Raw genomic sequence first — 24,943 nt, 5'->3', positions numbered from 1 at the left:
ATACAAAAAAATATAAAACACAGTTAAACTTCTCAAATAAAGGTTTAACTATGAAAAATATTTGGATAATAGGTTCTAGTAGTGGCATTGGATTAGATCTTTTAAATATATATTTAAAACTAGATTACAAGATAATAGCCTCTTCTAGAACAATAGAATCATCAAAAGAATTACTAACTTTACAAAAACAATACCCAAAAAAATTAAATTTATTAAATATTGATGTGTCTAATACACAAAGTGTAGAATCATCTGTAAAAAAAGTTTTTAATATATTTGATACAATTGATATTACTATTTTTAATGCAGCTGTTTATGAAGTTATGTCTATGGAAAATTGGAATATTAAACATTATGAAAATATGACAAATATCAATTATCTAGGAGCATTAAGAGTAACTACAACCCTTATACCTTTTTATGAAAAACAAGGATATGGACGATTGGTTTTTAATGCCAGTTTATCAAGTTATTTTGGTCTTCCTTATGGTGGAGGATATAGTGCAAGTAAAGCTGCTCTTGTAAACTTTGCCCAATCTATTCAAGCAGAACTAATCGTAAAAAATATTGAAGTTCAAATTATCAATCATGGTTTTGTAAAAACTAGATTAACCAAAAAAAATGATTTTGAAATGCCTGATTTAATTACTAGTGAAGTTGCTGCAAAGAATATTTATGAAGGAATAAATAAAAAATACTTTTTTGAGATAAGATTTCCTTTTAAGATATCTTTATTTTTAAGATTAATGGCAATGTTACCTTATAAAATATCACTTGCAATAAATAAGAAGTTATTAAAATGAATTATAAACAACATGCCCAAAATTACGCTTTATTTTTTGAAAATTTGAATAAAGATTTAGATATAAATGATTATAAAATTATATTTGCAGAAGATATCTATTTTGAAGATCCCTTTCAAAAAATAAATGATTTAAGTTCTTTAATAAGAATCTTTAATCATATGTATCAAACATTAGAAGAACCAAGTTTTAATGTTACTGAAATAATTACAAAAGATAATATTGCATATCTTAGATGGATTTTTAAATATAAAACTTCAAGAGAAAGTAAAGAATATGAACTGTTCATAGGTGTAAGTAGAGTTGAATTTTCTTCAAAAGGTAAAGTTATCTCACATATTGATTATTGGGATAGTGGAGTAAACATTTATGAAAAGATACCGCTATTAAAATATATTATTAAATATATAAAAAATAAGCTAAAAGCATGAATAAAATATTTGAAAAGATTGCTTATGGAATACTAGCTATTCCAGTAGCTTTTTTGGGACTACCTATATATATTTATTTACCAAATTTTTATGTAAATGAAGTAGGATTGAATATTGCACTTGTGGGTATTGCACTTTTTTTATCAAGATTACTTGATATGATTAGTGATCCTTTTATTGGACTTATTAGTGATAAAAAAATAAAAAAAAGCTATTTAATAGCAGGAGGAAGTATAGTTTTACTTTTCAGTTTTTATTTTCTTATTCATCCTGCAAGTTCAAACTCCTTTTGGTGGTTATTTCTTTTTTCTGCTTTAACTTATATCTCTTGGAGTTTTATAAATATTCCCTATCTTGCTTTAAATGCAGAACTTGGAAAAGATTATTATGATAATACAAAACTATCATTTTCAAGGGAAGTTTTTACAATAGTTGGTGTAGTTATAGCACTTCTATTACCTTACATTTATAGTATTTCTGAAGATGCAAAGCAGAGTTTGAATTTACTTTTAAAAAGTTCTGTAATAGTTTTTCCTATAGTTATATTAATTTTTATTTTATCTATAAAAGAAGATAAAGATAAAATTGAAACCTTAGCTTTTTTTGATAGTTTGAAAAAGTTTAAAAAAGACTTTTCAAAAGCAAATAATATTTTTATAGCTTTTATATTAAATAATCTCGCAAATGCTATTCCTGCAACTTTGTTTTTATTTTATGTGCAATTAGTACTTAAAACACCAGAATATACAGGAGCTCTTTTATTAGTTTATTTTTTATCAGCTGTAATTGCTTTGCCTTTTTGGATATATTTATCTAAGAAAATCAATAAACAAAAAGTTTGGATAAGTTCAATTCTTTTTGCAGTTATATCTTTTTCTTTTGTTCCATTTTTAGGAGAACAAAACTATATATTATTTGGAATAATCTCATTTTGTACAGGAATAAGTCTAAGTGCAGATATGGCAATACCAGCTTCCATTCAATCTGACATTGCTCAAAAATCAAAAACCTTAGGCAACCAAATATCAGGTGTACTCTTTGGTTTTTGGAATATGATTACAAAACTATCTTTAGCCTTAGCTGTATTTATAACTTTTATTGTGTTAGAATTAGTTGGTTTTGATGCAAATAATGTCTCTACCATAGCTTTAAATACTCTTATAATGCTTTATTCTATTCTTCCCATATTATTTAAACTTTTAGCAGTATTCTTTATAAAAAAGTACAAAGACCAATAATAATTTATGAAATGACAAAAACTAACTATTAAAGTATTTATTCTATTTATATAATCATAATAATAGAATTTTAGGAGTTAATATGCGCATGGTTTTTGTATTAATATTTTTTTTCATTTATTTATATTCAAAAACTCCACAAAGTGTTAGTTTTGTTGACCCTAAACTTTTTAGTGGCACTTGGTTTGAGATTGCACGCACATATAATTATTTTGAGAAAAATTGTTTGTCACCTACTGTTGAATATAAACTAGTCGATAGCAATGCGTTTAAAGTATTTAATAGGTGTTATGACAAAAATGATACTAATAATATTATTCAGTATGAAGGCAAAGCAGTTGCAAAAGAAAAAGATTCTATGTCAAAGATAGATATGACATATTTTTTCATATTTACAAGTGAATACAGAATTATTTATATAAATGACTATCAAACTGCCGTAATGGCAAGTAGTGATTTTGAGAATATTTGGATAATGAGTAAATCAAAAGATATAGAAAAAGAAGAACTAAATAAGATTTTGGATTTTTTAGGTAGCTTTATGGATACCTCAAAACTTATTTACTCAAAACATTCATAAGGATTAAATATGAAAATTGCTGTATTAGGTGCTGGAATAAGTGGACTTGGAAGCGCTTATTTATTAAGTAGTAAACATGAAGTTGATTTATATGAAAAAGATAATCGATTTGGTGGACATGCAAGAACTACACAAGTTGAAGAAGATGGTAAGAAATTTGGAGTTGATACTGGATTTTTAGTATTTAATCATGCAACCTACCCTCTTCTTACAAAACTATTTGAGGATCTTGATGTAAAAATAGAAAACTCAGATATGAGTTTTGGCTTTTGGGATACTAAATCAAATGTAGCTTACAATGGAGAATCACTAAAAGGAATGTTTTTTCAAAAGAAAAATCTATTTTCTCTAACTCATTATAAAATGATAAAAGATATATTAAATTTTAATGAAAGAGCAAATTTTGATTTAGAAATAAATTCACCACAATTAAACAAAGCATTAGGTGAATATATAGAAAACTACTCAGAAGCATTTAAAAATAGATATCTAATTCCTATGGGGGCAGCTATTTGGTCAACGCCTAGTGATAAAATGCATGACTTTCCAGCTTATACATTTATAAACTTTTTCAAAAATCATGGATTACTGGGAGTAAATAGTCATCATCAATGGTTAACTGTATCAAATGGAAGTATAAATTATGTAAATAAAATCATTGAAAAAATCTCAGGAAAAACAATATTAAACTCTGATGTTATCTCTGTTACTAGAGAGAATAATAAAGTGGTTTTACATCATGCAAATAATACAAAATCAATCTATGACAAAGTAATATTTGCAATGCATGCTCCTGAAGCTTTAGAGTTAATAAAAGATACAACTTCTATTGAAGAAGAGATATTAGGTACTTTTAAATATAAAAATAATAGTGCCCTACTTCATAATGATAATAATGTTTTATATCCAAATAAAAAAATCTATGCAGCTTGGAACTATAAAAGTAATAATGGAAATGCAAATGTTACTTTATCATATTGGATAAATAGATTGCAAAATTTAAAAAGCAAGAAGGATTATTTTGTATCTTTAAATGAGATAGATAATGTAGAAAATATTATTGAAAAAATTGAATATTCTCATCCTCACTTTGACATAAATGCAATAAATATGCAAAAAAGAAGAGAAGAAATAAATGGAGTAAACAATACATATTTTGCAGGTGCTTATTGGAGATATGGCTTCCACGAAGATGGTTTATGGAGTGCTAATACTATTGCTCAAGATTTAGGATGTGGATTATGAGTCATAAATTTTTTGATGGAATAATATATCATAAAAGATTTTTACCAGTTGAGCATACTTTTAAGTATAAATTTTTTATGTTAGACATTGATTTAAGCGATATAAATTCATTAAAAAACACCCTATTTTCGACTAATAAATTTAATTTATTTTCTTTTTTATCAAAAGATCATTTTGGACAAAAGAAAAGTTTTTTAGATAATGTGGAGTATCTATTAAAAGCCCATAATGTGGAAAAATCTTTAAGAATGCATTTTATAACACTTCCTAGAATAATGAATTTTGTTTTTAATCCAATAAGTCTTTTAATTATAAATGATGAAAACAATAAACCAAGTAAACTTTTAGCAGAAGTACATAACTACAATGGTGGTAGAGTTATTTATAATCTTGACTTAGAAGAAACAAAAGGAAATAAATATAAAGCAATAGTAAAAAAAGATATGTATGTCTCTCCTTTTTTTAGTAGAGTTGGAGAGTATGAATTTACTTTTAAGTATGCTGAAAAATCGATGTTAGTAAAAATCGATTTGTATGAAAATAAAAATCGAGTACTTTGTGCATATTTTAATGGAAACTCATTGGAGTTTTCATCAAAGAATGTATTAAAACTATTCTTAAAACATACATTTTTAACTTTTTTTGTAGTAACCCGAACAATCTGGCAATCAATAAAACTAAAAAGATTGGGACTAGTTTGGAAAAAACCTATAAAAGAAGATCAAATAAGGAGATACTAGTGAAAAAGTTATGGCATAAATTTGGTGAGAATTTATTATCAAAAATTCAAATAGGAAATTTAAAAGTAATATACCCAAATAGTCAAATAAAATATTATGGGAATAAGTTAGATGAAGAAATTTGTTTAGAAATACATGATTATAGTTTCTTTAAAAACCTTCTTTTTTATGGAGATATTGGCTTTGCAGAGAGTTATATGAATAAAGAATTTTCTGTAAGTAATTTAACAAATTTAATAAAAATAGCTTTATTAAATTCAAAACACATAGGAATAAAAAGTGAAGATAATGCAAAAAATTTCTTAATAAATCTTCTTCCTCATTTTAACAAAGTAAAACATCTCTTAAGAAAAAATTCAAAAAAGAATTCGAGAAAAAATATCTCAGAGCATTATGATTTATCAAATGACTTTTATAAACTTTTTTTGGATGATACAATGATGTATTCAGCTGCAATATTTAAAGACAAAGATGAAGATTTATATACAGCACAAAAAAGAAAAATAGAACACCTTGCCAATAAATTAAACCTAAAAAAAGGTGATAATGTACTTGAAATTGGCTCAGGTTGGGGTTCTATGGCTTTACATTTAGCAAAAGAAAAACAATGTAAAGTAACAACAGTAACACTTAGTACTGAACAAAAAAGACTTTGTGAACAAAAATTTAAAGAAAATAATGTAGAAGAAAGCATAGACATTTTGTTAAAAGATTATAGGGATTTAGAAGGTAAATTTGATGCAATTATTGCTGTGGAGATGTTTGAAGCAGTAGGGAAAGAGTACTTTGATATCTTCTTCAAAAAATGTGAAGCTTTATTAAAACCTTCTGGAGTGGTAGTGTTACAAATAATTACCATGCCAGACCAAAGATATAAGCACTATAGTAATAGTACAGATTTTATACAAAAATACATCTTCCCAGGTGGTCATTTACCAAGTGTTTCTAAAATACTAGAAACAACTACAAAACATACCAATTTAAACTTACTTCATATGGAAGAGTTTACAGAAGATTATGCGAAGACTTTGAATATCTGGTATCAAAACTTCTTAAATAAAAAAGAAGAGATAAAAAGTCTTGGTTTTGATGACTATTTTTTAAGGATGTGGGAGATGTATCTTAACTATTGCGAAGCTGCATTTTTAACTAGAAATGTAAACTTAGTACAAGTTACATTAACAAGAGACCAAAATATAGATTTAAACAAAGGATTAGTAGCATGAGATTTATAAAATACACTTTACTTATCGTTTTAACTTTATTAATTACAGGATGTACTTCTATGAAAATGAGTGACTTTAAAGATACAAAACCAGTGTTTATTCCAAAAGATTATTTTAATGGAGATTTAAAAGCTTATGGAATAGTAAAAGATATGGGTGGAAAAATCATAAAAAGCTTCAAAGCTGATATGCATGGTTCTTGGGATAAAAATGGTGTAGGAACTTTAGATGAAAGATTTGTTTATAGTGATGGTACAAAACAAACAAGAATTTGGACTTTAACTCCCCAAAAAGATGGTACTTACATAGGAACTGCTTCTGATATAGTTGGTGATGCTGTTTTAAGAAGCTTAGGAAATACAGTTATGATGGACTACACTATGAGAGTTCCTTATGGAAGTGGAACAATAGATATAAATGTAAAAGATTGGTTACATTTACAAGAAGATGGTATAATAATAAATCATTCGAAAATGAAAAAGTTTGGTTTTACGGTTGGAGAGTTAGTTATTACAATCATAAAACAGTAAAGAATTATAATGAAAGACCTATCTAAATTAAGACAAGAGTATACAACAAAAGGTTTAAGAAGAGAGGATTTACTTAACTCTCCAATCAAACAGTTTGAAGTATGGTTTGAACAAGCATTAAGTGCAGAAATTTTAGAACCAAATGCTATGAGTTTGGCAACAGTTGGAAAAGACATGAAACCATCTATTAGGACAGTTTTATTGAAATTATATGATGAAAATGGGTTTGTATTTTTTTCAAATTACAAAAGTAAAAAAGCTTGGCAAATAGAAGAAAATCCATATGCAGCTGCACATTTTGCTTGGTTAGGATTAGAAAGACAAGTTAAAATAGAAGGAACAATTGAAAAGATTAGTAAAACTGATTCTTTAAAATACTTTCTTTCTCGACCTAAAGGTAGTCAAATAGGAGCTTGGGTCTCTCACCAAAGTGAAATTATTACTTCAAGAAGTCTACTTGAAGCAAAATTTGATGAAATAAAAAATAAATTTGTAAAAGGAGAAATACCTTTCCCCTCTTTTTGGGGTGGATATATAATAAAACCAAAAGTTTTTGAGTTTTGGCAAGGTGGTAAAGATAGGCTTCATGATAGATTTGAGTATAAATTAAATGAGAAAAATAATTGGGAAATAAATAGATTAGCACCATAAAGGAGATACTATGATTCAATGTTCGTGTAAAGAAGAGTTTAATATTTGTGGAAGTGAATCAACTGTTCATTTTATTTCAAATATAGATGAGTTATTAAAAAAAACACAGATGTATGTGAATGAATTAGGACTAGAAACAAATATAAATGAAAATATATGCTCTTTTATCTCTTTAAATCCAAATTTGTTTTTTGAAGAAAATGCTAATTTATTAATTGAAAAGTTCTCAGAAGAAGAACAAAAAGAGATAAGAGTTTTTATAGAAAATCATAGACATCCACTTACTATAAATACTGTATTAAAGTCAAAACCACTCTTCTTATATCTAAATTTTATAAAAGATGCTTCTTTTTTTGATATATTATATAGTAAAAGTTTTACTTCACATTTTCAACCAATCATTGATATGAAAAAAAACTCTATTTTTGGATATGAAGCTTTGATAAGAGGTGTTTACCCAGATGGATCACTAATGTATCCAGATGAAATTTTTAAAAAATCAACTAGAAATAATACAAACTTTAAACTTGATCAAATATGTAGAGAAACAGCTCTTAAAACAGCTGCAACTAAAAGAATAAATAAAAAAATATTTATTAATTTCTTGCCAACTTCTATATACGATCCTGAATTTTGTCTTCAAGCCACAGTTAAATGGGCAAAACAATTAGATTATGATCCCAAAAATATCATTTTTGAAGTAGTTGAAACAGAAAAAGTACAAGATAAAGAGCATTTGAAAAAAATACTTAATTTTTACCGAGAAAAAGGCTTTTTAATTGCATTAGATGATGTAGGGGAAGGATATTCATCTTTAAATATGATTATCGATATAAAACCAGATATTCTAAAAGTAGATAGAAATATAATTGACAATATACAAAATGATACTATGAAACAATCTATTTACAAAGCTCTTAGACAAATATCACATGAAAATGGAATAAAACTTTTAGCAGAAGGTGTTGAAACGATTGAAGAGTTAAATACCGTAAAAGAAATTGGAGTTGATTATATACAAGGGTACTATTATGCAAAACCTTTAGCTGAGCCAATTAGAAGATTGAACTTGTAAACTACTTCTTATTAAAATCAAAAAGTCCTTTTTTTGATTTCTCATTTTCTTTATTTAGAAGTATTTCATTTAAATCATTTATTTTAATATTTTTATTTTTTATCTCTTCTTCTAAATTAGTGTTTTTTTCTTTTAAATTATTTACTAATTCTAAAAGTTCATCATATTTAAATATTAATTTTTCATTTTTTTTCTTTTCAATATTTAAGCTTTTAATATAAACTTCTACTTCTTCTTTTTTTGAATTCATAAATTTTTCATATTTTTGAGTTAAGTTATCACCTTGAAGTTCATAATGATTTAATTGTCTTACATTTGATATGTTTTTGTCTTTAAGGACTTTTAATGCATTTAATGTGCCTTCATACAAATTTTTTAATTTTTCAAATTTTTCTTCTAATTCACTATTTTGAGTCTTTAGTTCAAATTCTCTTTTATTTGATTCTTGAAATTTCAATATTACTTTTCTTTGAAAATCTCTTTTTTCTAAATTTTCTTTTGTTGTTAAAAAAGCTATAGTAATAAAATCTTCCATATTTGTCTTAAAAATAGTGTTATTTAGGTAAAAAGTTTCACCCTCTTTTGTTATAAATTTTGTATTTCCTTTCCATAATTTTCCATTTTTCAATTCATCCCATGTTCTATTAATATATTTTTTAGGTATTTCAGGATGAATAATATCATCAAAATTTAATGATGTAATTTCTTCTTTATCATATCCACTAACTTCACACATTGCAGTATTCATGTATGAAATTTCACCTTTAGCATTCATTCTAAAAATAAGAGCTGCAACATCCACTGCTTCAAGTAAATAAGCTATTTCTTTTCTCTTTTCTTCTAATCTTGATTCAAAGTGTTTCTTCTCACAAAGTGAATCTATTTTTTGTAGTAGAATTCCTATATCTATTGGCTTAGGAATATAAGAACTAACATTTAAATTTATAGCTTCAATCATTGTATCTACTTCAATTCTAGCAGTTGTAACAATAAATGGAATATTTAAATTAGATGCTCTTATTAACTTAAGAAAATTTATTCCAGATAATTTTTCTACATTTAAATCTGAAATTATAATATCTATATTTTTATTCTCTTTGTAAATTTCGTAACCTTCTTCGCCATTTGAAGCTTCTAAAATATTTGGAAAATATTTTAGAAGAGCATCAACTAATATTTTTCTATCTATTTGTGAATTTTCTACAATTAATATTATTATTTTATTTAAAAAATTATTATTCATAAGTGACCTTTTCTAAATTCATTATATTATTTTGATTAACTTATATAAATTTGAAATTATTATATAGAGTTTAATATTAAGTGATTATTATATTTCTTTTTATTATTTAATATAAAATATTAGTTGCATTCATTTCTATTTGATAGTCTTTTTAATTCATCACAAGAAAATCCAGCTTTTTTTCTAGCTTCAAAATTCATATCTAGTTTTTTTCCTTGTGTACTTCCTGGATAATATTTTTCTAATAATTCCAAATATGTATTTTCAGTATCAAGATTATTTTTTTTACAAGCATATTTAAACCATTTATCACCTTTATATACATGATCAACTTCTTCTTCTAATATAATACTAAGTGCTTTTAAAATCTCATTATTAATTTTATCAGGGTTTGATTCTAGTTTTTTCATAATTTTGGGATTTTGGTCAAGTCCATTTGCTTCTAAATATCGTGGAACAATTGCCATCCTTTCAACTAATGTATTAGTTTTTTTCATAGCTTCAAAAAGATTTGTATGCACTTCAAAATCTCCATATTTATACCCTATCTTTTCCATAAGTTCTTCTATCATTAAAAAATGTCTAATTTCATCACTTGCAACTTCTAACCAATCTTTATAATACTCTCTTGGTAAGTTTTTAAACCTTAATGCAGCATCAAGAGCTAAATCAATAGCACTATATTCAATATGAGCTATAGTGTGAAGTAAACTAGCTTTACCTTCATCTGTATTAAAATATTTTCTTATTTTTACATTTTTTGGAAGAACAATTTTCATAAAATCTTTATACGACGGTTCATTTAACTCAACAACTTTATAATTATCATTAAAATCTACATCTTCATTTATAAATTCTTTGTAAAAAAAATTAAATTTTCTAAACTTTTCATTTGGATTAACTGTTAATAAAATCTCTTCTAAATCCCTAAAATAATTCACTTATTACCTCTAAATTGATATAATCACAAAAATAAAATAGATTCTATCTAATAAGGTTTAAAATGGATATAAAAAGAAAACCAATGGGTGAGTATCAAACAAATTGTTATATTGCGACAGTTGATAATAAAGACTTTATAATAGATCCAGGTGTTGATGCAATAGAATGGATAAAACAAAATGTTACAAATCCTGTTGTTATATTAAATACTCATGGACACTTTGATCATGTGTGGTCAAACTATGAAGTTAGTCAGGAATTTGGGTTGAAAATTTATTGTCCTAAAGATGATGCATTTTTACTTGAAAAAGATCCATATGGATTTGGAATGACACCAAGTCATCCAGATATTTTAGTAAATGAAGATGAAGAGTTTGATTTTGATGGTACAATTGTAAAATATCATTTTTTTCCAGGACATACACCTGGTTGTTCTGCTATAGAAATAGAAGGTAATCTTTTTAGTGGTGACTTTATATTTAAAGGCACAATTGGAAGAGTAGATTTTCCTTTTTCAAATCCTCAAGATATGAAAAATAGTATTAAAAAAGTTTTATCTTGGGAAAGAAATATTAAGATTCATCCAGGACATGGTGAAAGTACAACATTAAGGGATGAAAATCATTCATTAAAAGGTTGGTTAAATTATTTATAAATAGGATTAAAATTAAGTTTTAATCCTATTTTCAATAAAAAATACTTATAATATATATAAAATTAGAGAAAGAAGAGTCATGTTAAAAAATTCTATACTAAATTTGATTAAATCATCATGCAATCATGAAAAAGATTTTACTTCTTTAGAAAAGATTTATGAATTATATGAACAACTACAATACTCTTCAAACCTAAAACAAATGGCAGAAGATATTTATTTGTGGCTAAATAGAAATTATAATGTCGACAATGTGACATTTTCTTTATTTGATATGAAAAACAATAGAAAAGAGAATATTTATGTAAAAGGAGAAGAGTTTTATTTAGATGATGATAAATCTTTTTTCTTTATAATTAATACTCACACTTCTCAAAATGCTATAGTATCTTTCTCTTCTACTTCAAAAACTCATTTTACAGTACTAGAAGCTGAATATAATGCAATTGAGTCAGCATTTTTTCAAATATCACCTATTATCCAAAGTGGTATTTTAAAGAAAAACTATGTTCAATCAAACTCAATTGATTCTGTTACAAATGTTTATAATAGACAATATCTAACTGAACATGTTAATAAATTGATTAACTTATCACATACTGATACAAGTGATATATTCTTTTTAATGATAGGAATAGATAGATTTAAAGCTGTAATTGATGAATTTGATTATGATATTGGAGATAAGGTTTTAATAGAACTTGCGAAAGTTATTCATACAAATATCTCAGAATTTGATTTAGTAGCAAGACTTTCAGGAGATGAATTTTTAGTTTCTATTTTAAGTAGTGACAATGAAAATGAAATCAGAGTTATATGCGAAAAGATTATTGAAGACTTTGCAAATGTTGAAATACAAATAAATGAAAAAGCTACTCTTAAAAAAACAATATGTATTGGTTATGATAAGTTTAATACAAAACATTCATCACTAGATCAAATTATAAAAAATACTGATACAGCACTTTATGAAGCTAAAAATAAAGGAAGAAGTTCATTTTTAGCCTTTACTGATATAAAAGAAGAAGATAATATAGATTTATTCTAATTCTTTCTTCTTGCTTTTACATATACCCTTTTAGGTGCTGGATAACCTTCCACTGTTTTATTTTTGTCATTTGGGTCTAAAAAGTCTTCCAAACTTTGATCAAAAGACCATTTTGTTTTTCTTTGCTCTTCACTTGAAGTAGTTGTGACTGCAAGAACTTCAATATCACAGAACCCTGCTCTATTTAACCAATTTTTAAGTGCTGGGATTGTAGGTACAAAATAGATATTTGGTATTTTTGAGTATCGTCCATTTGGAGTTAAAGCAACTTCATCTTCACCATCTATCATAAAAGTATCAATTAAAACTTCACCATCTTTATTTAAAGAGTTTCTTAAAAGCTTTAATGTCCCAACAGGATCAGCTCTGTGGTACAAAACACCTAACATAAAAATAAAATCAAAACTATGATTATATATTTCTAAATGTTCAACTCCAAGTTTTTCATAAACTATATCACTTTTTATAAAATGATTAATAAACTCAAATTGAAGCATAGTAAGTGGACTTGGGTCAAATCCTATAAGTTTTTTAGGCTTATCCTCAAGCATTCTAAACATATAATAACCATTGTTACAACCTATATCAGCGACAACTTTATCTTTTAAATTAAAATGTGGTCGAATAAGATTATACTTTATATTACTTTGCCATTCACTATCAATTTCCAATCCAAAAAGATTAAAAGGTCCTTTTCTCCAAGGTATTAATGTTTTTGCTGTTTGTAAAATAATCTCTTTTTCTTCATCATTTAAATCTGATTCTTTTCCAATAGTAAGCCAATCTTCAAGTTTAACTTCACAAGGTCTTTTTTGGATTTCTTGTGCTTTTAAAAGTTGCTCATGCCATGGTTTAATATTTTTCCAAGAAAGACACTCTATTCTCTTTTTTTGTAATTCTTCTAATTGTTTATTTTGTTCATTCATAATGCAATTATAATCATAATTTCTTAAATATCTTTTGATATAATTACAAAATCTTATTATACTTGAAATAGTTAATATTTTATTAATAATGCATCATTATAATGAAACAGAAAAAAGATACAAAAGGACTTATATTTTGAATAAGATATTAGATATATTATTTTCATTTAAAACTACACTTTCCCTGCTTGCTTTATTAGCAATTGGTGCAGCTGTAGCTACATTTATTGAAAATGATTATGGAACTTCAACTGCTAGAGTTTTAGTTTATGATAACTTGTGGTACGAAGCTATTTTAGTTCTTACAACAGTTAATTTAATGGGAATTATATACAGAAGAAAAATGTGGAGACAAAAAGCAAAATTTTTGTTTCATTCATCTTTTGTTTTGATTTTAATAGGTGCCGCAGTTACAAGATTTGCAGGATATGAAGGTATTATGCAAATAAGAGAAGGTCAAACTCAAGATTTAATGTATTCTTTAAATCCATACTTACAAGTACAGATTAAACAAAAAGATGGAAGTTCTTTTTACAAAGAATATCCATTAGAATTTGCAGCATCAACTTTAAGAAAAGGTATGGATGATGGTTATAATACAGGCTTAGTTGAATATTTTGCCCAAAAGTTAAATAATTTTAGTTATGACATAAAATTTAACAATAAAGATTTGAATTTAAATTATATTGATTATACTGTAAGTAAAAAAGGCAAATCAGAAATGGGTATCTTATCTGTTGACTTAACTTTAAATGGAGTAACTAAAACAGTTAGACTACCAGGTAAAAGAGGACAAAAAGGTTTTCCAAAAATTGAAGACTTTGGTGATACTATTGTAACTTTAGAATATGGTTCTAAATTATTAAAATTACCTTTTTCAATTAAACTAAATGACTTTCAACTTGATAGATATCCAGGAAGTATGTCCCCTTCTTCTTATGCTTCAGAAGTTACAGTTAATGAAGCAAATGGAAAATCATATGATTATAGAATTTTTATGAATAGAACACTTCACCAAGGCAATTTTTTATTCTTCCAAAGTTCTTATGACCCAGATGAAAAAGGAACAGTTTTGTCAGTAAACAATGATCCAGGTAAATGGCCAACTTATGCAGGATATTTTTTCTTAACTTTAGGACTTATTTTAAACCTATTTAGTAAACAATCGAGATTTTGGATACTTGCTAATAAATTAAAAAATAAAAACTTTGCATCGTTGGTTGTTGCTCTAAGTTTGTCTTTTACGGCCTGTAATCTACATGCAGCAGAACAACAAACACAAGAAGAACAAACATCTCAATCTCAACATCAAGTAGTAATAAAAGAGTACAAAAATCCTGAAGAATATATAAATATGCTTAAAAAAGATTCATCTTCTGTGGCAAATAAATTTGGATTACTCACTGTTCAAAGTAATGCAGGAAGAATGAAACCTATTGATACATTAGATAGAGAAATACTTTTAAAATTATCAGGAAAAACAAGTATGTTTGATCTAAATGCTGATCAAATAGTTCTAGGAATGATTTCTCGACCAGAAATCTGGAGAGATGTGAAAATGATAAAAATCACTACTCCAAGATTAAAAAAATTCTTAGGAATTGATAATTCACGAAAATATATTGCATTTTCGGAAGTTTTCAAAGATGGAAAATATATTTTAGCTAACGAAATAAATAAAGCAATTACAACAAAACCTTCTGATAGAGGTACATATGAAAAAGATGTAATTAGAGTTGATGAAAGATTAAATATCGCTTATATGACTTATAATGCAAACTTATTTAACATGTTCCCTAACCCTGATGATAATAAGTCAACAAAATGGCTTAATCCAGTAGATGCAATGCAAACTTTTCAAGGAAGAGCTCAAAAAGCTGTTGAAACGATGGTTAGAGGATTTATTAATACAATAATTATTGAAGATTGGGAGAATGCAGGAAAATATTTAGATTTTATTAACTCTTATCAAAGAAAAGTTGGTGAGAAAATTATTCCTAGTGAAAGAGAAATCTCTAATGAAATATTATTTAATAAAATTGATATATTTCCAAAACTAACACTAGCTTATTTATTTGTAGGATTTATTATGTTAATTACATCATTTATTGTTGTATTTAACCCTAAAATAAAACCTAAGAAAACTACATTAGTGGCATTTATTGTTTTAGCAATATTATTTGCAACTCACACTTTTGGAATGGGATTTAGATGGTTAATTGCTGGGCATGCTCCTTGGTCAAATACATATGAATCTTTACTTTATATATCATGGTCTGGTGTTTTTGCAGGTGTAGTTTTCTTTAGAAAATCATTACTTGCTTTAAGTGCCTCAGTTATAGTGGCTGCTATATTTATGTTTACAGCTCACTTAACAAGCATAGATCCACAAATTACAAATTTGGTTCCAGTACTTAAATCATATTGGTTAACAATCCATGTTTCAATTTTAACAGCATCTTATGGTTTCTTTGGATTAAGTGCTATTATTGGATTTATGACACTTATACTCTTTATATTTAGAAAAAATAGACCTCACTTAGATGAGACAATTAAACATATAACTTATATAAATGAAATGTCTTTAATCATTGGATTAAGTGCAATTACAATTGGAAACTTCTTAGGTGGAGTTTGGGCAAATGAATCTTGGGGAAGATATTGGGGCTGGGATCCAAAAGAGACTTGGGCTTATGTATCAATAGTTGTTTATGCCATAGTTATTCACTTAAGATTTGTTAAATCATTAAATAATCCATTTGTTTTAACAACTGCTTCTGTTTTAGCATTTAGTACGATTTTAATGACATATTTTGGAGTAAACTTCTATTTATCTGGAATGCATTCATATGCGACAGGAGATCCTGTGCCAATCCCTATGTGGGTTTATGTTGTAACAACTTTTGTATTAGTTACAATTGCAGCTGCATATAGAAATAGAAATCTAAAAGCCTAAGTTTTTACTTAGGTTTTTATGAATTTTCTTTTGATATTTTAACTAACTCTTCAAAGCACTCTTCAAAAGCATCTACAATTTTTGGATCAAAGAATGTACCTTTTCCTTTTAAAATAATATCTTTAGATTTATTTTCACTAAATGCCTCTTTATAACATCGTTTAGACATCAAAGCATCAAAAACATCTACAATAGATACAATTCTAGCAAATAATGGTATTTCTTCTGCTTTTAAGCCTTTTGGATAACCAGTCCCATCCCATTTTTCATGGTGATATAAAGAGATATCTCTTCCCATTTTCATAATATTAGAAGTAGGATTCTTCAATATAGCAGCTCCTATTGCAGGATGTGTTTCAACTATCTTTCTTTCTTGCTCATCTAATTTCCCTGGTTTTAACAATATTCTATCTGGAATACCAAGCTTTCCTATATCATGCATGGCACTAGCATGTTTTAATATATATATTTCATCTTCAGACAATCTAAGCCTTCTAGCTATTGTTTCAGAATATAATCCAATTCTATTTATATGTTCTGCTGTATCACTATCTTTATATTCAGAGGCTACAGCTAATCTGTACAAAGTATCTAAATATGACTCTTTTAGATTTATTTTCATCTTATTAAATGAAGTAATTAACTCATTTATTTCTTTTATTGGATTTGGATGAACATCTGATTGATTTAGATTTAGTACCTCAATTTTTTTAGTCATATTTCTTAATTTTAATATTGGACTTGAAATATAGTTTGATATTTTAAGACTAATAAATAAAGATATAAATCCAATAATTATTATAAATAAAATATTAAAAATATTGTTATTTTTTAATATTCCTAAAAAATCATCTTCTAGAACATACATACCAACCGTCCATTGTAATTCCCCAATTTTAAAAGGTAAAAACATGGCTTGATAAGTATCATCACCTTTTTTAAGTGTTAAAAAAAGTTTATTTTTTATAGACTTAACATCTGTTTGTTTTTTTAGTTCATTATATGCAAGTTTTATAATACTATTTTTTTCTAAACTATCCATTGTAATAATCTTATTTTTTTCTGTGGGCAATGATAATATTTTTAAGGCTTTATTTATTAAAAATACTTTTCCATTATCTCCTAGCTTTAGATTATTAATAAAAGTAGATAAACTTTCTATTTCTATATCAATCCCTATTACTCCTAAAAGTACATTTTTATTATTATAAATTGGTGTTGATATTGTTATTCCAGTTTTTTTTGTAGTATAAAAAATATACGGCTCGGTCCAAGTTGATTTTTTATGTTGAATCGCATTTATATACCAAGCCCTAAGCCTTGGTTCATATTTGTCATTAGGAAGTATTTCTTCTTTTTCTAAATTCATATTTTTATCATTATGGGAAAGTGTAACTACTCTTTTTTGTTCATCGTTAAAATAAATCTTTTTCTTTAAATATCCATTTTTATCTTTTAAAAGCATCAAAAAATTTCCATCAGTAGAAGCGTAATAAAGTCCTGAAAAATATTGATTTATAGCCATTTGTTCAAAGAAATAACTAACTAGTTTTTTTTCATTATCCATATTTATTACATGTTTATTTTCTAAGTTTCTCGTCAAATTAGAAGCATCAGTTGCAACATTCATATATGTTTTTGATTTATCAACTGCAAAGTCTGATATATTTTGCATTATCTTATATGATTGTTCTGCCATATTGGCTTTTGTAGAATAATATGACATCATTGATATAATACTCATTGATATAACAATAATAAAAGAAAAAGAAATTAAAAGAAGTGTTTTTAATGATAGTTTCATAGTCATTCCTAAAAATTATATGTTTACAATTATTATATCTTAAAAAGAAATAAAATAATAATGATGTATTTAAATCTTTTTGATATAATTATAAAAAAATAAAGGTCTATTTTGAATTTAGTATTAGATATATTTAAAGAAATAACAACCATACCAAGATGCAGTGGTACACACAATGAATTTATAAATTATGTTAAAAATTACGCTTTAGAATATGATTATGAGTGTTTTGTTGATGAAGTTAATAATATCCTTTGTAAAAAGAAAAACTCAAAATCTAAGATTTGTTTACAATCTCACTATGATATTGTTTGTTTAATAGATAATACTATTCCTAAAATAATAGAAGACAATGGCTTTTTTAAGGCAGAGAATTCAACTTTAGGTGCAGATAATGGTATTGGATGTTCTTATATGCTAGCACTTATGGCTGAAAATAAAGATTTAGAGTATCTTTTTACATCTGATGAAGAGATTGGTTTAATTGGAGCAAATGATATAAATCTTGAAATCAAATCTCCTTTTATGTTAAATATTGATTCAGAAGAAGAAGGAGAAATTTGCATAGGATGTGCAGGAGGTGTTGATATAATAGCTAAACACTCTTCTCATAAATTGATTGCCAATAATGATAAGTTAAAAATATATGAAATAACTATTTCAAAACTAAGAGGTGGACATAGTGGTGTAAATATCCATGAAAATATACCAAATGCCTTAAAACTAATTGCAAAATCAATTAAAGAATGTGGTGGTAAATTATTAGATTTAAATGGAGGGGAAAGAATTAATTCAATTCCTGCAAATGCAAAAGCAATAATTGCAGCTAAAACTCCACCACTAATAAACCATGAAAATATGAGCATAACAGAAGTAAAAGATGTACCTGAACACTTTAATATATATAGTGATGAAATAATTGATTTCATTTATAATTTTGAAAATGGAGTAAGAGAGTTTAATCCTGAACTAAATGTAGTAGAAACTTCAATTAACTTAGCAATTGCAAAAACTCAACTTAATGAAATAGTTGTCAAGTTAAGTGCTAGATCTATGGATAATGATAAATTATATACTATAAAAAAAGAGACAAAAGAAACATTAGAAAAATATAACTTTGAAGTTGAAACAAAAGGTAAATATCCAGCATGGAAGCCAGATAAAAATGAATTTACCCAAACAGTATATGAAATATATAAAAAACATAATGAAAAAGCAGAATTTAGAGCTATTCATGCAGGATTAGAGTGTGCTATTTTTAAAGAGAAGTTTCCGCATTTAAAAGTTGCATCAATAGGACCAAATATCTATAATCCACACTCATATGATGAAAAAGTAAGTATTAGTTCTATTAATAATCTATTTCAAATTGTAAAAGAAGTTATCGAATTATAAATTAATTTAAAATAAATTTTTTTTATTAATATAATTATGTAAATATTTATATTATTTCTAATACAATGTCACTTTATAAAAAAGGTGGACTTATGAAAATTAGAAGTAAATCTAATATTTTAATTACGATATTTACTATTGTACTTATTCTTAATGGTGCTGGATTATTTGTGTCTTTGTCAAAAATAGAGAATGCAAATAAACATTTAATTGAAGGGACAAAACTAACTTCATTATTTAAGGAAATGAAGTTTTTAATAAAAAGTATACAAGAATTAAGTACAGATATTTCACTTATGGGTGACAAAAATGGATTTAAAGAAATAGATATTATTGTAAAGAAATACAGACTTATTAGAAAAAATATTAGTAATAAAAATATAAATGCTAAAAATGATATTTTTTTAAAAAATATAGATAAGGTTTTCGATAATTATGTATTTTCATTAAAGAAAATGGCTCAAAATGGTATATTAGCTGTAGAAAATAGAGATATATTAATAAAAAACTTTTCAAATACAAATGAAATATCACAAGAAGATAAAGAAACTTTTACTAAATTTATAAACTTTTCAATTGATGTTGAAAAAAACATGGAAGATGTTGATACTTTTACAACAACACTTGAAGAAAATCTTGAAAACCTTGTAACTTTGCAAAAAGATAATTTAACAAAATCAATTGAGGAAGATATCGAAATAATTAATACATTTCGATTAGTTTCTATATTTCTATCAATTATTTTTATAAGTTCTGTTATCTATTTATTCTTTGTTGTTAATAATATATTAAGAAGTATTCAAAAACTTGATTTGGGAGTTAAAAAACTTGCAAATAGTAATGAAATTACAAAAATTGAACTTCACACAAATGATGAACTTGGCAATATCGCTAATAATTTTAATCTTTATATTAATAAAGTTGAACAAAATATAATCCAAGATAAGCTAGCCATAGACAATGTTAAAGATGTTATTGGAAAAGTTAATGTTGGATTATTTAATGATAAAGTATTAATAAAAGGTGCAACTAGTGAGTTAAATGATTTAATTGATGAAATTAATGGAATGATAGAAACAACAAAAAATAATCTGATTATTTTATCTGATTCCTTAATTGAATTATCAAAAGCAAATTATACTTATAAAATACCAGAAATTCCTAATATAACAGGTCTTGTTTCATCATTATTTGGTGGGACAAAAATTACACAAACAGCTATTAATGAAGTTATCTCAATAATAGATAATTCAACTAAAAGATTAGCCTTTAGTGCAGATGAACTTTCTAGTGCTTCATTTGAATTAAGTAGATCTTCAAATGAACAAGCAGCTGCTTTAGAAGAAACAGCTGCAGCAATTGAAGAGGTAACATCTACAATAAAAAGTGGGAATGTAAATACTTCTAAAATGCTTGAATATTCAGCTAAAGTTGCTAATTCTAGTAATGCAGGTATTGAATTGGCTAAGAAGACCTCTGATTCTATGGAAGAACTTAGTGTAGAAGTAACTACAATAAATGAAGCAATTACAATAATTGACCAAATAGCATTTCAAACAAATATTTTGAGTCTAAATGCAGCAGTTGAAGCAGCAACTGCTGGTGAAGCTGGAAAAGGATTTGCTGTTGTTGCAGCAGAAGTGCGAAATTTAGCAACAAGAAGTGCAGAAGCGGCAAATGAAATTAAAAGATTAGTTGAAAGCGCTAATGCAAAATCAAAAGAAGGTAAAGAAGTTGCCTCTAAAATGATAACTGGTTTTAAAGATCTTAATGAAAATATTGCACAATCTGAAAAAATAATTAACGAAGTAGCAACTTCAACAAAAGAGCAAGAGTCTGCAATGATTCAAATAAATGACACGGTTAATGCACTTGATCAAGCAACACAAAAAAATGCATCTTTAGCTAATCAAATCAATGAAATGGCTGCTAATACAAAATCTTTATCAAAACAGTTACAAGAAGCAGTTGATTCAACAACTTTTGATACAAATGCAAAAAGAAGAGTCTGTGATACAGCTTTTGTATTTAAACTAAATAAACTCAAGACTGATCATGTTTCATTTAAAAATGATGCATTTAGCCAATGCATTTCTGGTGGAGAGAGAATAATTGTTAAAAATCATAATGAATGTGATTTAGGTAAATGGTTGAATTCAACAAAAGAGACACAACTAGCAAAATCTAAAGAGTGGCAAACTTTATATGAAGAACATAAAAAAGTTCATGTTATGGTTCAAGATTCTGCTGATTTATATGCTGGAAATTATAAAAATGGTCAAATCATTTCAGTAGCACAAAATTTAGAAGAATCTATGAAAGATGTATTTACATTAATGGATAAGATGAAAGAAATACATTGTGATAATTTATTTAAGAAAAGGGATTAATTATGGGTTTAAATAAAGAAACTGTATTAAAAGATAATGCTTTTTTAGTAAGTGAAACAGACTCTAAAGGAAACATTATTTTTGCAAATGAAGAGTTTTGTAGTATTGCAGAGTATGAACTTAATGATTTAATTGGAAAACCACATAATATAATACGACATGATGATATGCCAAAAGCAGCATTTAAAGACCTATGGGAAACAGTAAAAAATAATAAAGTTTGGCAAGGTTTTGTTAAAAATAAAACAAAATCTGGAGGATTTTATTGGGTTTGTGCCACTATTTATCCCTATAAAAATGAAAAAGGAGAACAGTGTTTTATGTCATGTAGAAGAAAGCCTCCTCAAGGTGAAATTACTAAATATGAAGCATTATATAAAACAATGCAATAAAGAGGTTATTTAGCCTCTTTAATAAGTTCTAAAATAGTTTTTTGAGTACTTTGTGCTAGATCAATTAAATCTGGATTTATATCATCTACTAATTGAACAATAGAGTTTAATGCAATTATAGTTTGTCCATCTTCTTTATAGATTGAAATTTTACAAGGCATTATTGAACTCAGACTCATATCTGCAGTTAAAAACTCATTTGCAACATTAGGATTACATACATCTAATACTTGACAATCATTCTTAAAATCTATTCCTTTTGAAATCAAAGTCTCTTTTAATTTATGAATATGTTGAACTCCAAATTTATAATTTGAACATATTTCTTGTATTTTATCTACTACTTCTTGTACACTTTTTTCACTTTTTTCAATATATAACATTTTGTCCTCTTATTTAATATTTGTAGGAATAGTAATTATAAATTCTGCCCCAATTAATTCTAGATTTTGATGTGTAAAATTAACATTTTTTACCTCAATAAAACCTTTTAAATGCTTGTTTATAATTTGACTAACCATATATAATCCAATTCCCGTACCCATATTTCTATGTTTTGTTGTAAAATAAGGTTCAAATATTTTATCAATAATATTACTATTAATTCCCCCTGCACTATCTTTTATACAAATTATAAGAATATTTTCTTCTTTATTAAAAGTTGTGCTTAAACTTATGATTTTATTTTTAACAGATGAACTTTCAAAGGCATCTTTAGCATTATTAATTATATTAATAAATAATTGAATTATATCATTTTCATATGATGTTAATTCAACATCTTCAATATCTTGAAGAATTTCAATATCTTTATTTTTTAATTCTGCTGATAAAAGAACTAAAGTCTTATCCACAACTTCTTTTATGTAAAATTTAGACTTATTTTCACTCGGTTTAAAAAAATCTTTAAAATAATCAATTGTTTGAGATAAATATTGTGTTGATTTTGTAATTGATTCTAATGAATCGTTAAAATAACTATCACTTAGGTTATCAAGTTCTTTTTGAAGTTTAAGACCAGAAGATAATGTACTAATCATACTTAAAGGCTGTCTCCATTGATGTGCAATATTTGCTATCATTTCTCCCATTGAAGCCATTTTTGATTGTTGAAAAAGCAAATTATCTTTTTCTTTTATTTCTGTAATATCAGTAATTGAAAATAAAATATATTTTATTTTATTGTTTTCTTTAAATAAGTTTGCATTAATCAAGATATCTATTTTTCGTTCATCAGCTTTATTTGTGAAAACTTTTTCAAGACTATAATTAGATATTTTTTCTTCTAAAAGCTTATTATAAAAATATAATTCTTTATCGTCTTGCTTTATATTTGACAATTCGTGCCAGAATCTATTATCAATCTCTTCTGAAGAGTTGTAGCCTAAGATTTCTGAGAATTTTGAATTTACATTTAAGAGTTTACCTGTGCTACTACTTATTGCTAAACCTATATTACTATTTTCAAATAAATTTCTAAACTCTTTTTCTTCATCTTTTATTTTTAATTTGTAGTTTAATAAAATGTCTTCTATATATTTACTAATAAAAATTGAAATAATTAATAAAAGAGTTGTAATAAAAATACCAAAATATAAAATATTGTAGTAGTTATTTTTATTCATTATTTGTAACTGTTTATTTGCATCTTCAATTAAATTATTTAATTCATCATCTCCATATCCACTTCCTAATATCCAATTCCATTTTTTAGATATTTTTATAAATGAAGTTTTTTTAAAAGATTCTCCTTCGTTATATTTTTCATAATTAAATAGTCCTTCATCTTTATTAAACATGTCTTTTAATTTCAATGCTAAATCCAGATTAACTTGTTTTCCAACTCTTTTTTCGTCATTACTCGCTAAAATAATACCATTTGAATTTATTATAAAGATGTACTTTTTAATATTTAAATTATGATTTTGTATAGATTTAATAATCTCTTTTTTTAAATTATTTTCAAAAGTGTCTAAGTACTCTCCTTTTCCAATATAGATATTCAAGGGTTCAAATTTTTTATAAAAACTTATTTTTTCAGAAGGTGTTTCTTTAGAATTTTTATAATTAGAATAAGTAATAATTCCTTCTTTATTGTCATTTATGGAGTTTAAAATCATTTTAAGACTTTGAGTATCTTTTATTTTTTCATTTGAAGCTTGTAGTAAAAAATGTTCTCCTTTAATAATAAAATATTGACCTTTCCCTATACTTTTTAGAGTAATTTTTATTAACTCAAGAATCTCTTTTTTTGTTCTTCTATTTTTATTATCTGAATAAATTTTTGTTGCTATTGTATAAGCATCATAAACTTGTAGTTTTAAAGATTTTTTTAAATTATCTAAAGCATTTTTATCTTCTGTTTTAATGTACTCATTGACTTTATGTACAATCTGTTTAATTTCATTATTATTATAATCCCTATAAAATTTTGTTATTCTTTTAGTTTCATCATTAAATTGTTTTGTATTTGATTTTTCCACAAAATAAGTAGTAATTAAAAATAAAATTATAATTAAAATTATTGGAGCATATTTGATTGTATCTATTAATTTTTTTTCGTTTTTATAAAACATTATCATCCTGATAGCAGTAGTTAAATTAATTAAGAGTATGATTATACAGGCAAATTACTTAATCCTAGTTGGTATTTATTGCAAGTTTCATGACAGC

General features: G+C 25.6%; 22 protein-coding genes. 16 read left to right on the top strand and 6 right to left on the bottom strand.

The features are described from left to right. Positions 1-50 precede the first annotated feature (50 nt). From ACNI3D_RS08640 to ACNI3D_RS08595, 10 genes are all read left to right on the top strand, one after another. Positions 51-803: an SDR family NAD(P)-dependent oxidoreductase gene (locus ACNI3D_RS08640; RefSeq protein ID WP_419766712.1), complete on the top strand. Its 753-nt coding sequence runs from the start codon at positions 51-53 to the stop codon at positions 801-803. Further along, the gene (locus ACNI3D_RS08635; protein WP_129099196.1) at positions 800-1,234 is read left to right on the top strand and encodes a nuclear transport factor 2 family protein; all 435 of its coding nucleotides are present in this window, start codon (positions 800-802) and stop codon (positions 1,232-1,234) included. Before ACNI3D_RS08640 ends, ACNI3D_RS08635 begins: the two co-directional genes overlap by 4 nt. Continuing rightward, positions 1,231-2,472, top strand: a complete 1,242-nt coding sequence (locus tag ACNI3D_RS08630; protein WP_129099195.1) for an MFS transporter — start codon at positions 1,231-1,233, stop codon at positions 2,470-2,472. Before ACNI3D_RS08635 ends, ACNI3D_RS08630 begins: the two co-directional genes overlap by 4 nt. Before the next feature lie 88 nt (positions 2,473-2,560). Next, positions 2,561-3,052, top strand: coding sequence for a lipocalin family protein (locus ACNI3D_RS08625; protein WP_419766711.1), 492 nt, complete (start codon positions 2,561-2,563; stop codon positions 3,050-3,052). A 9-nt stretch (positions 3,053-3,061) separates the two neighbouring features. Beyond that, positions 3,062-4,297 (top strand): NAD(P)/FAD-dependent oxidoreductase, encoded by a 1,236-nt coding sequence (locus ACNI3D_RS08620; RefSeq protein WP_419766710.1) that lies wholly within the window; start codon positions 3,062-3,064, stop codon positions 4,295-4,297. Next, positions 4,294-5,037, top strand: a complete 744-nt coding sequence (locus ACNI3D_RS08615; protein ID WP_129099192.1) for a DUF1365 domain-containing protein — start codon at positions 4,294-4,296, stop codon at positions 5,035-5,037. The genes ACNI3D_RS08620 and ACNI3D_RS08615 overlap by 4 nt, the downstream gene beginning before the upstream one ends. Further along, complete coding sequence (locus tag ACNI3D_RS08610) at positions 5,037-6,263, top strand: class I SAM-dependent methyltransferase (protein WP_419766709.1); 1,227 nt, start codon at positions 5,037-5,039, stop codon at positions 6,261-6,263. Before ACNI3D_RS08615 ends, ACNI3D_RS08610 begins: the two co-directional genes overlap by 1 nt. Beyond that, complete coding sequence (locus ACNI3D_RS08605) at positions 6,260-6,793, top strand: DUF3833 domain-containing protein (RefSeq protein WP_129099190.1); 534 nt, start codon at positions 6,260-6,262, stop codon at positions 6,791-6,793. The genes ACNI3D_RS08610 and ACNI3D_RS08605 overlap by 4 nt, the downstream gene beginning before the upstream one ends. A 9-nt stretch (positions 6,794-6,802) precedes the next feature. Further along, complete coding sequence (pdxH, locus tag ACNI3D_RS08600) at positions 6,803-7,444, top strand: pyridoxamine 5'-phosphate oxidase (protein ID WP_419766708.1); 642 nt, start codon at positions 6,803-6,805, stop codon at positions 7,442-7,444. A gap of 10 nt (positions 7,445-7,454) precedes the next feature. After that, positions 7,455-8,519: an EAL domain-containing protein gene (locus ACNI3D_RS08595; protein ID WP_419766707.1), complete on the top strand. Its 1,065-nt coding sequence runs from the start codon at positions 7,455-7,457 to the stop codon at positions 8,517-8,519. 1 nt (position 8,520) lies between these two features. Here ACNI3D_RS08595 and ACNI3D_RS08590 read toward each other — a convergent pair whose 3' ends face one another. Both ACNI3D_RS08590 and ACNI3D_RS08585 read right to left on the bottom strand, forming a co-directional pair. Then, positions 8,521-9,762 (bottom strand): response regulator, encoded by a 1,242-nt coding sequence (locus ACNI3D_RS08590; protein ID WP_419766706.1) that lies wholly within the window; start codon positions 9,760-9,762, stop codon positions 8,521-8,523. A gap of 119 nt (positions 9,763-9,881) precedes the next feature. Continuing rightward, positions 9,882-10,703 (bottom strand): ferritin-like domain-containing protein, encoded by an 822-nt coding sequence (locus tag ACNI3D_RS08585; protein ID WP_129099186.1) that lies wholly within the window; start codon positions 10,701-10,703, stop codon positions 9,882-9,884. Positions 10,704-10,765: 62 nt separating this feature from the next. On the opposite strand from ACNI3D_RS08585, the gene ACNI3D_RS08580 reads away from it, so the two are divergent. Further along, the gene (locus tag ACNI3D_RS08580) at positions 10,766-11,359 is read left to right on the top strand and encodes an MBL fold metallo-hydrolase (protein WP_419766705.1); all 594 of its coding nucleotides are present in this window, start codon (positions 10,766-10,768) and stop codon (positions 11,357-11,359) included. A gap of 79 nt (positions 11,360-11,438) precedes the next feature. After that, positions 11,439-12,407, top strand: coding sequence for a GGDEF domain-containing protein (locus ACNI3D_RS08575; RefSeq protein ID WP_419766704.1), 969 nt, complete (start codon positions 11,439-11,441; stop codon positions 12,405-12,407). Here the strand turns inward: ACNI3D_RS08575 and cmoB are convergent. Further along, positions 12,404-13,333, bottom strand: a complete 930-nt coding sequence (gene cmoB / locus ACNI3D_RS08570; RefSeq protein ID WP_129099183.1) for a tRNA 5-methoxyuridine(34)/uridine 5-oxyacetic acid(34) synthase CmoB — start codon at positions 13,331-13,333, stop codon at positions 12,404-12,406. The genes ACNI3D_RS08575 and cmoB overlap by 4 nt on opposite strands. Before the next feature lie 136 nt (positions 13,334-13,469). Here cmoB and ccsA point away from each other — a divergent pair, with 136 nt between their 5' ends. Further along, positions 13,470-16,289: a cytochrome c biogenesis protein CcsA gene (ccsA, locus tag ACNI3D_RS08565; RefSeq protein ID WP_419766703.1), complete on the top strand. Its 2,820-nt coding sequence runs from the start codon at positions 13,470-13,472 to the stop codon at positions 16,287-16,289. 16 nt (positions 16,290-16,305) lie between these two features. Here ccsA and ACNI3D_RS08560 read toward each other — a convergent pair whose 3' ends face one another. Next, complete coding sequence (locus tag ACNI3D_RS08560; RefSeq protein WP_419766702.1) at positions 16,306-18,093, bottom strand: HD domain-containing phosphohydrolase; 1,788 nt, start codon at positions 18,091-18,093, stop codon at positions 16,306-16,308. A gap of 111 nt (positions 18,094-18,204) precedes the next feature. Here ACNI3D_RS08560 and ACNI3D_RS08555 point away from each other — a divergent pair, with 111 nt between their 5' ends. The 3 genes from ACNI3D_RS08555 to ACNI3D_RS08545 all read left to right on the top strand — a co-directional run bounded on the left by ACNI3D_RS08555 (position 18,205) and on the right by ACNI3D_RS08545 (position 22,270). Beyond that, complete coding sequence (locus ACNI3D_RS08555; RefSeq protein WP_419766701.1) at positions 18,205-19,488, top strand: M20/M25/M40 family metallo-hydrolase; 1,284 nt, start codon at positions 18,205-18,207, stop codon at positions 19,486-19,488. A gap of 92 nt (positions 19,489-19,580) precedes the next feature. Next, positions 19,581-21,878: a methyl-accepting chemotaxis protein gene (locus tag ACNI3D_RS08550; RefSeq protein WP_419766700.1), complete on the top strand. Its 2,298-nt coding sequence runs from the start codon at positions 19,581-19,583 to the stop codon at positions 21,876-21,878. A gap of 2 nt (positions 21,879-21,880) precedes the next feature. Then, positions 21,881-22,270, top strand: a complete 390-nt coding sequence (locus ACNI3D_RS08545) for a PAS domain-containing protein (protein WP_129099178.1) — start codon at positions 21,881-21,883, stop codon at positions 22,268-22,270. Between the two features lie 5 nt (positions 22,271-22,275). Here the strand turns inward: ACNI3D_RS08545 and ACNI3D_RS08540 are convergent, their stop codons facing one another. Continuing rightward, complete coding sequence (locus ACNI3D_RS08540) at positions 22,276-22,653, bottom strand: DUF302 domain-containing protein (RefSeq protein WP_419766699.1); 378 nt, start codon at positions 22,651-22,653, stop codon at positions 22,276-22,278. Positions 22,654-22,662: 9 nt separating this feature from the next. Then, positions 22,663-24,846, bottom strand: coding sequence for a cache domain-containing protein (locus tag ACNI3D_RS08535; protein ID WP_419766698.1), 2,184 nt, complete (start codon positions 24,844-24,846; stop codon positions 22,663-22,665). Between the last annotated feature and the right edge of the window lie 97 nt (positions 24,847-24,943).

It is taken from the genome of Arcobacter siniprincipis (SeqCode) (genome assembly GCF_048571125.1).
In the GTDB taxonomy this organism is placed as follows: Bacteria; Campylobacterota; Campylobacteria; order Campylobacterales; family Arcobacteraceae; genus Arcobacter; species Arcobacter siniprincipis.
The sequence above is the reverse complement of the archived record's forward strand: the minus strand, read 5'-3'. Positions and strand labels throughout refer to the sequence as shown.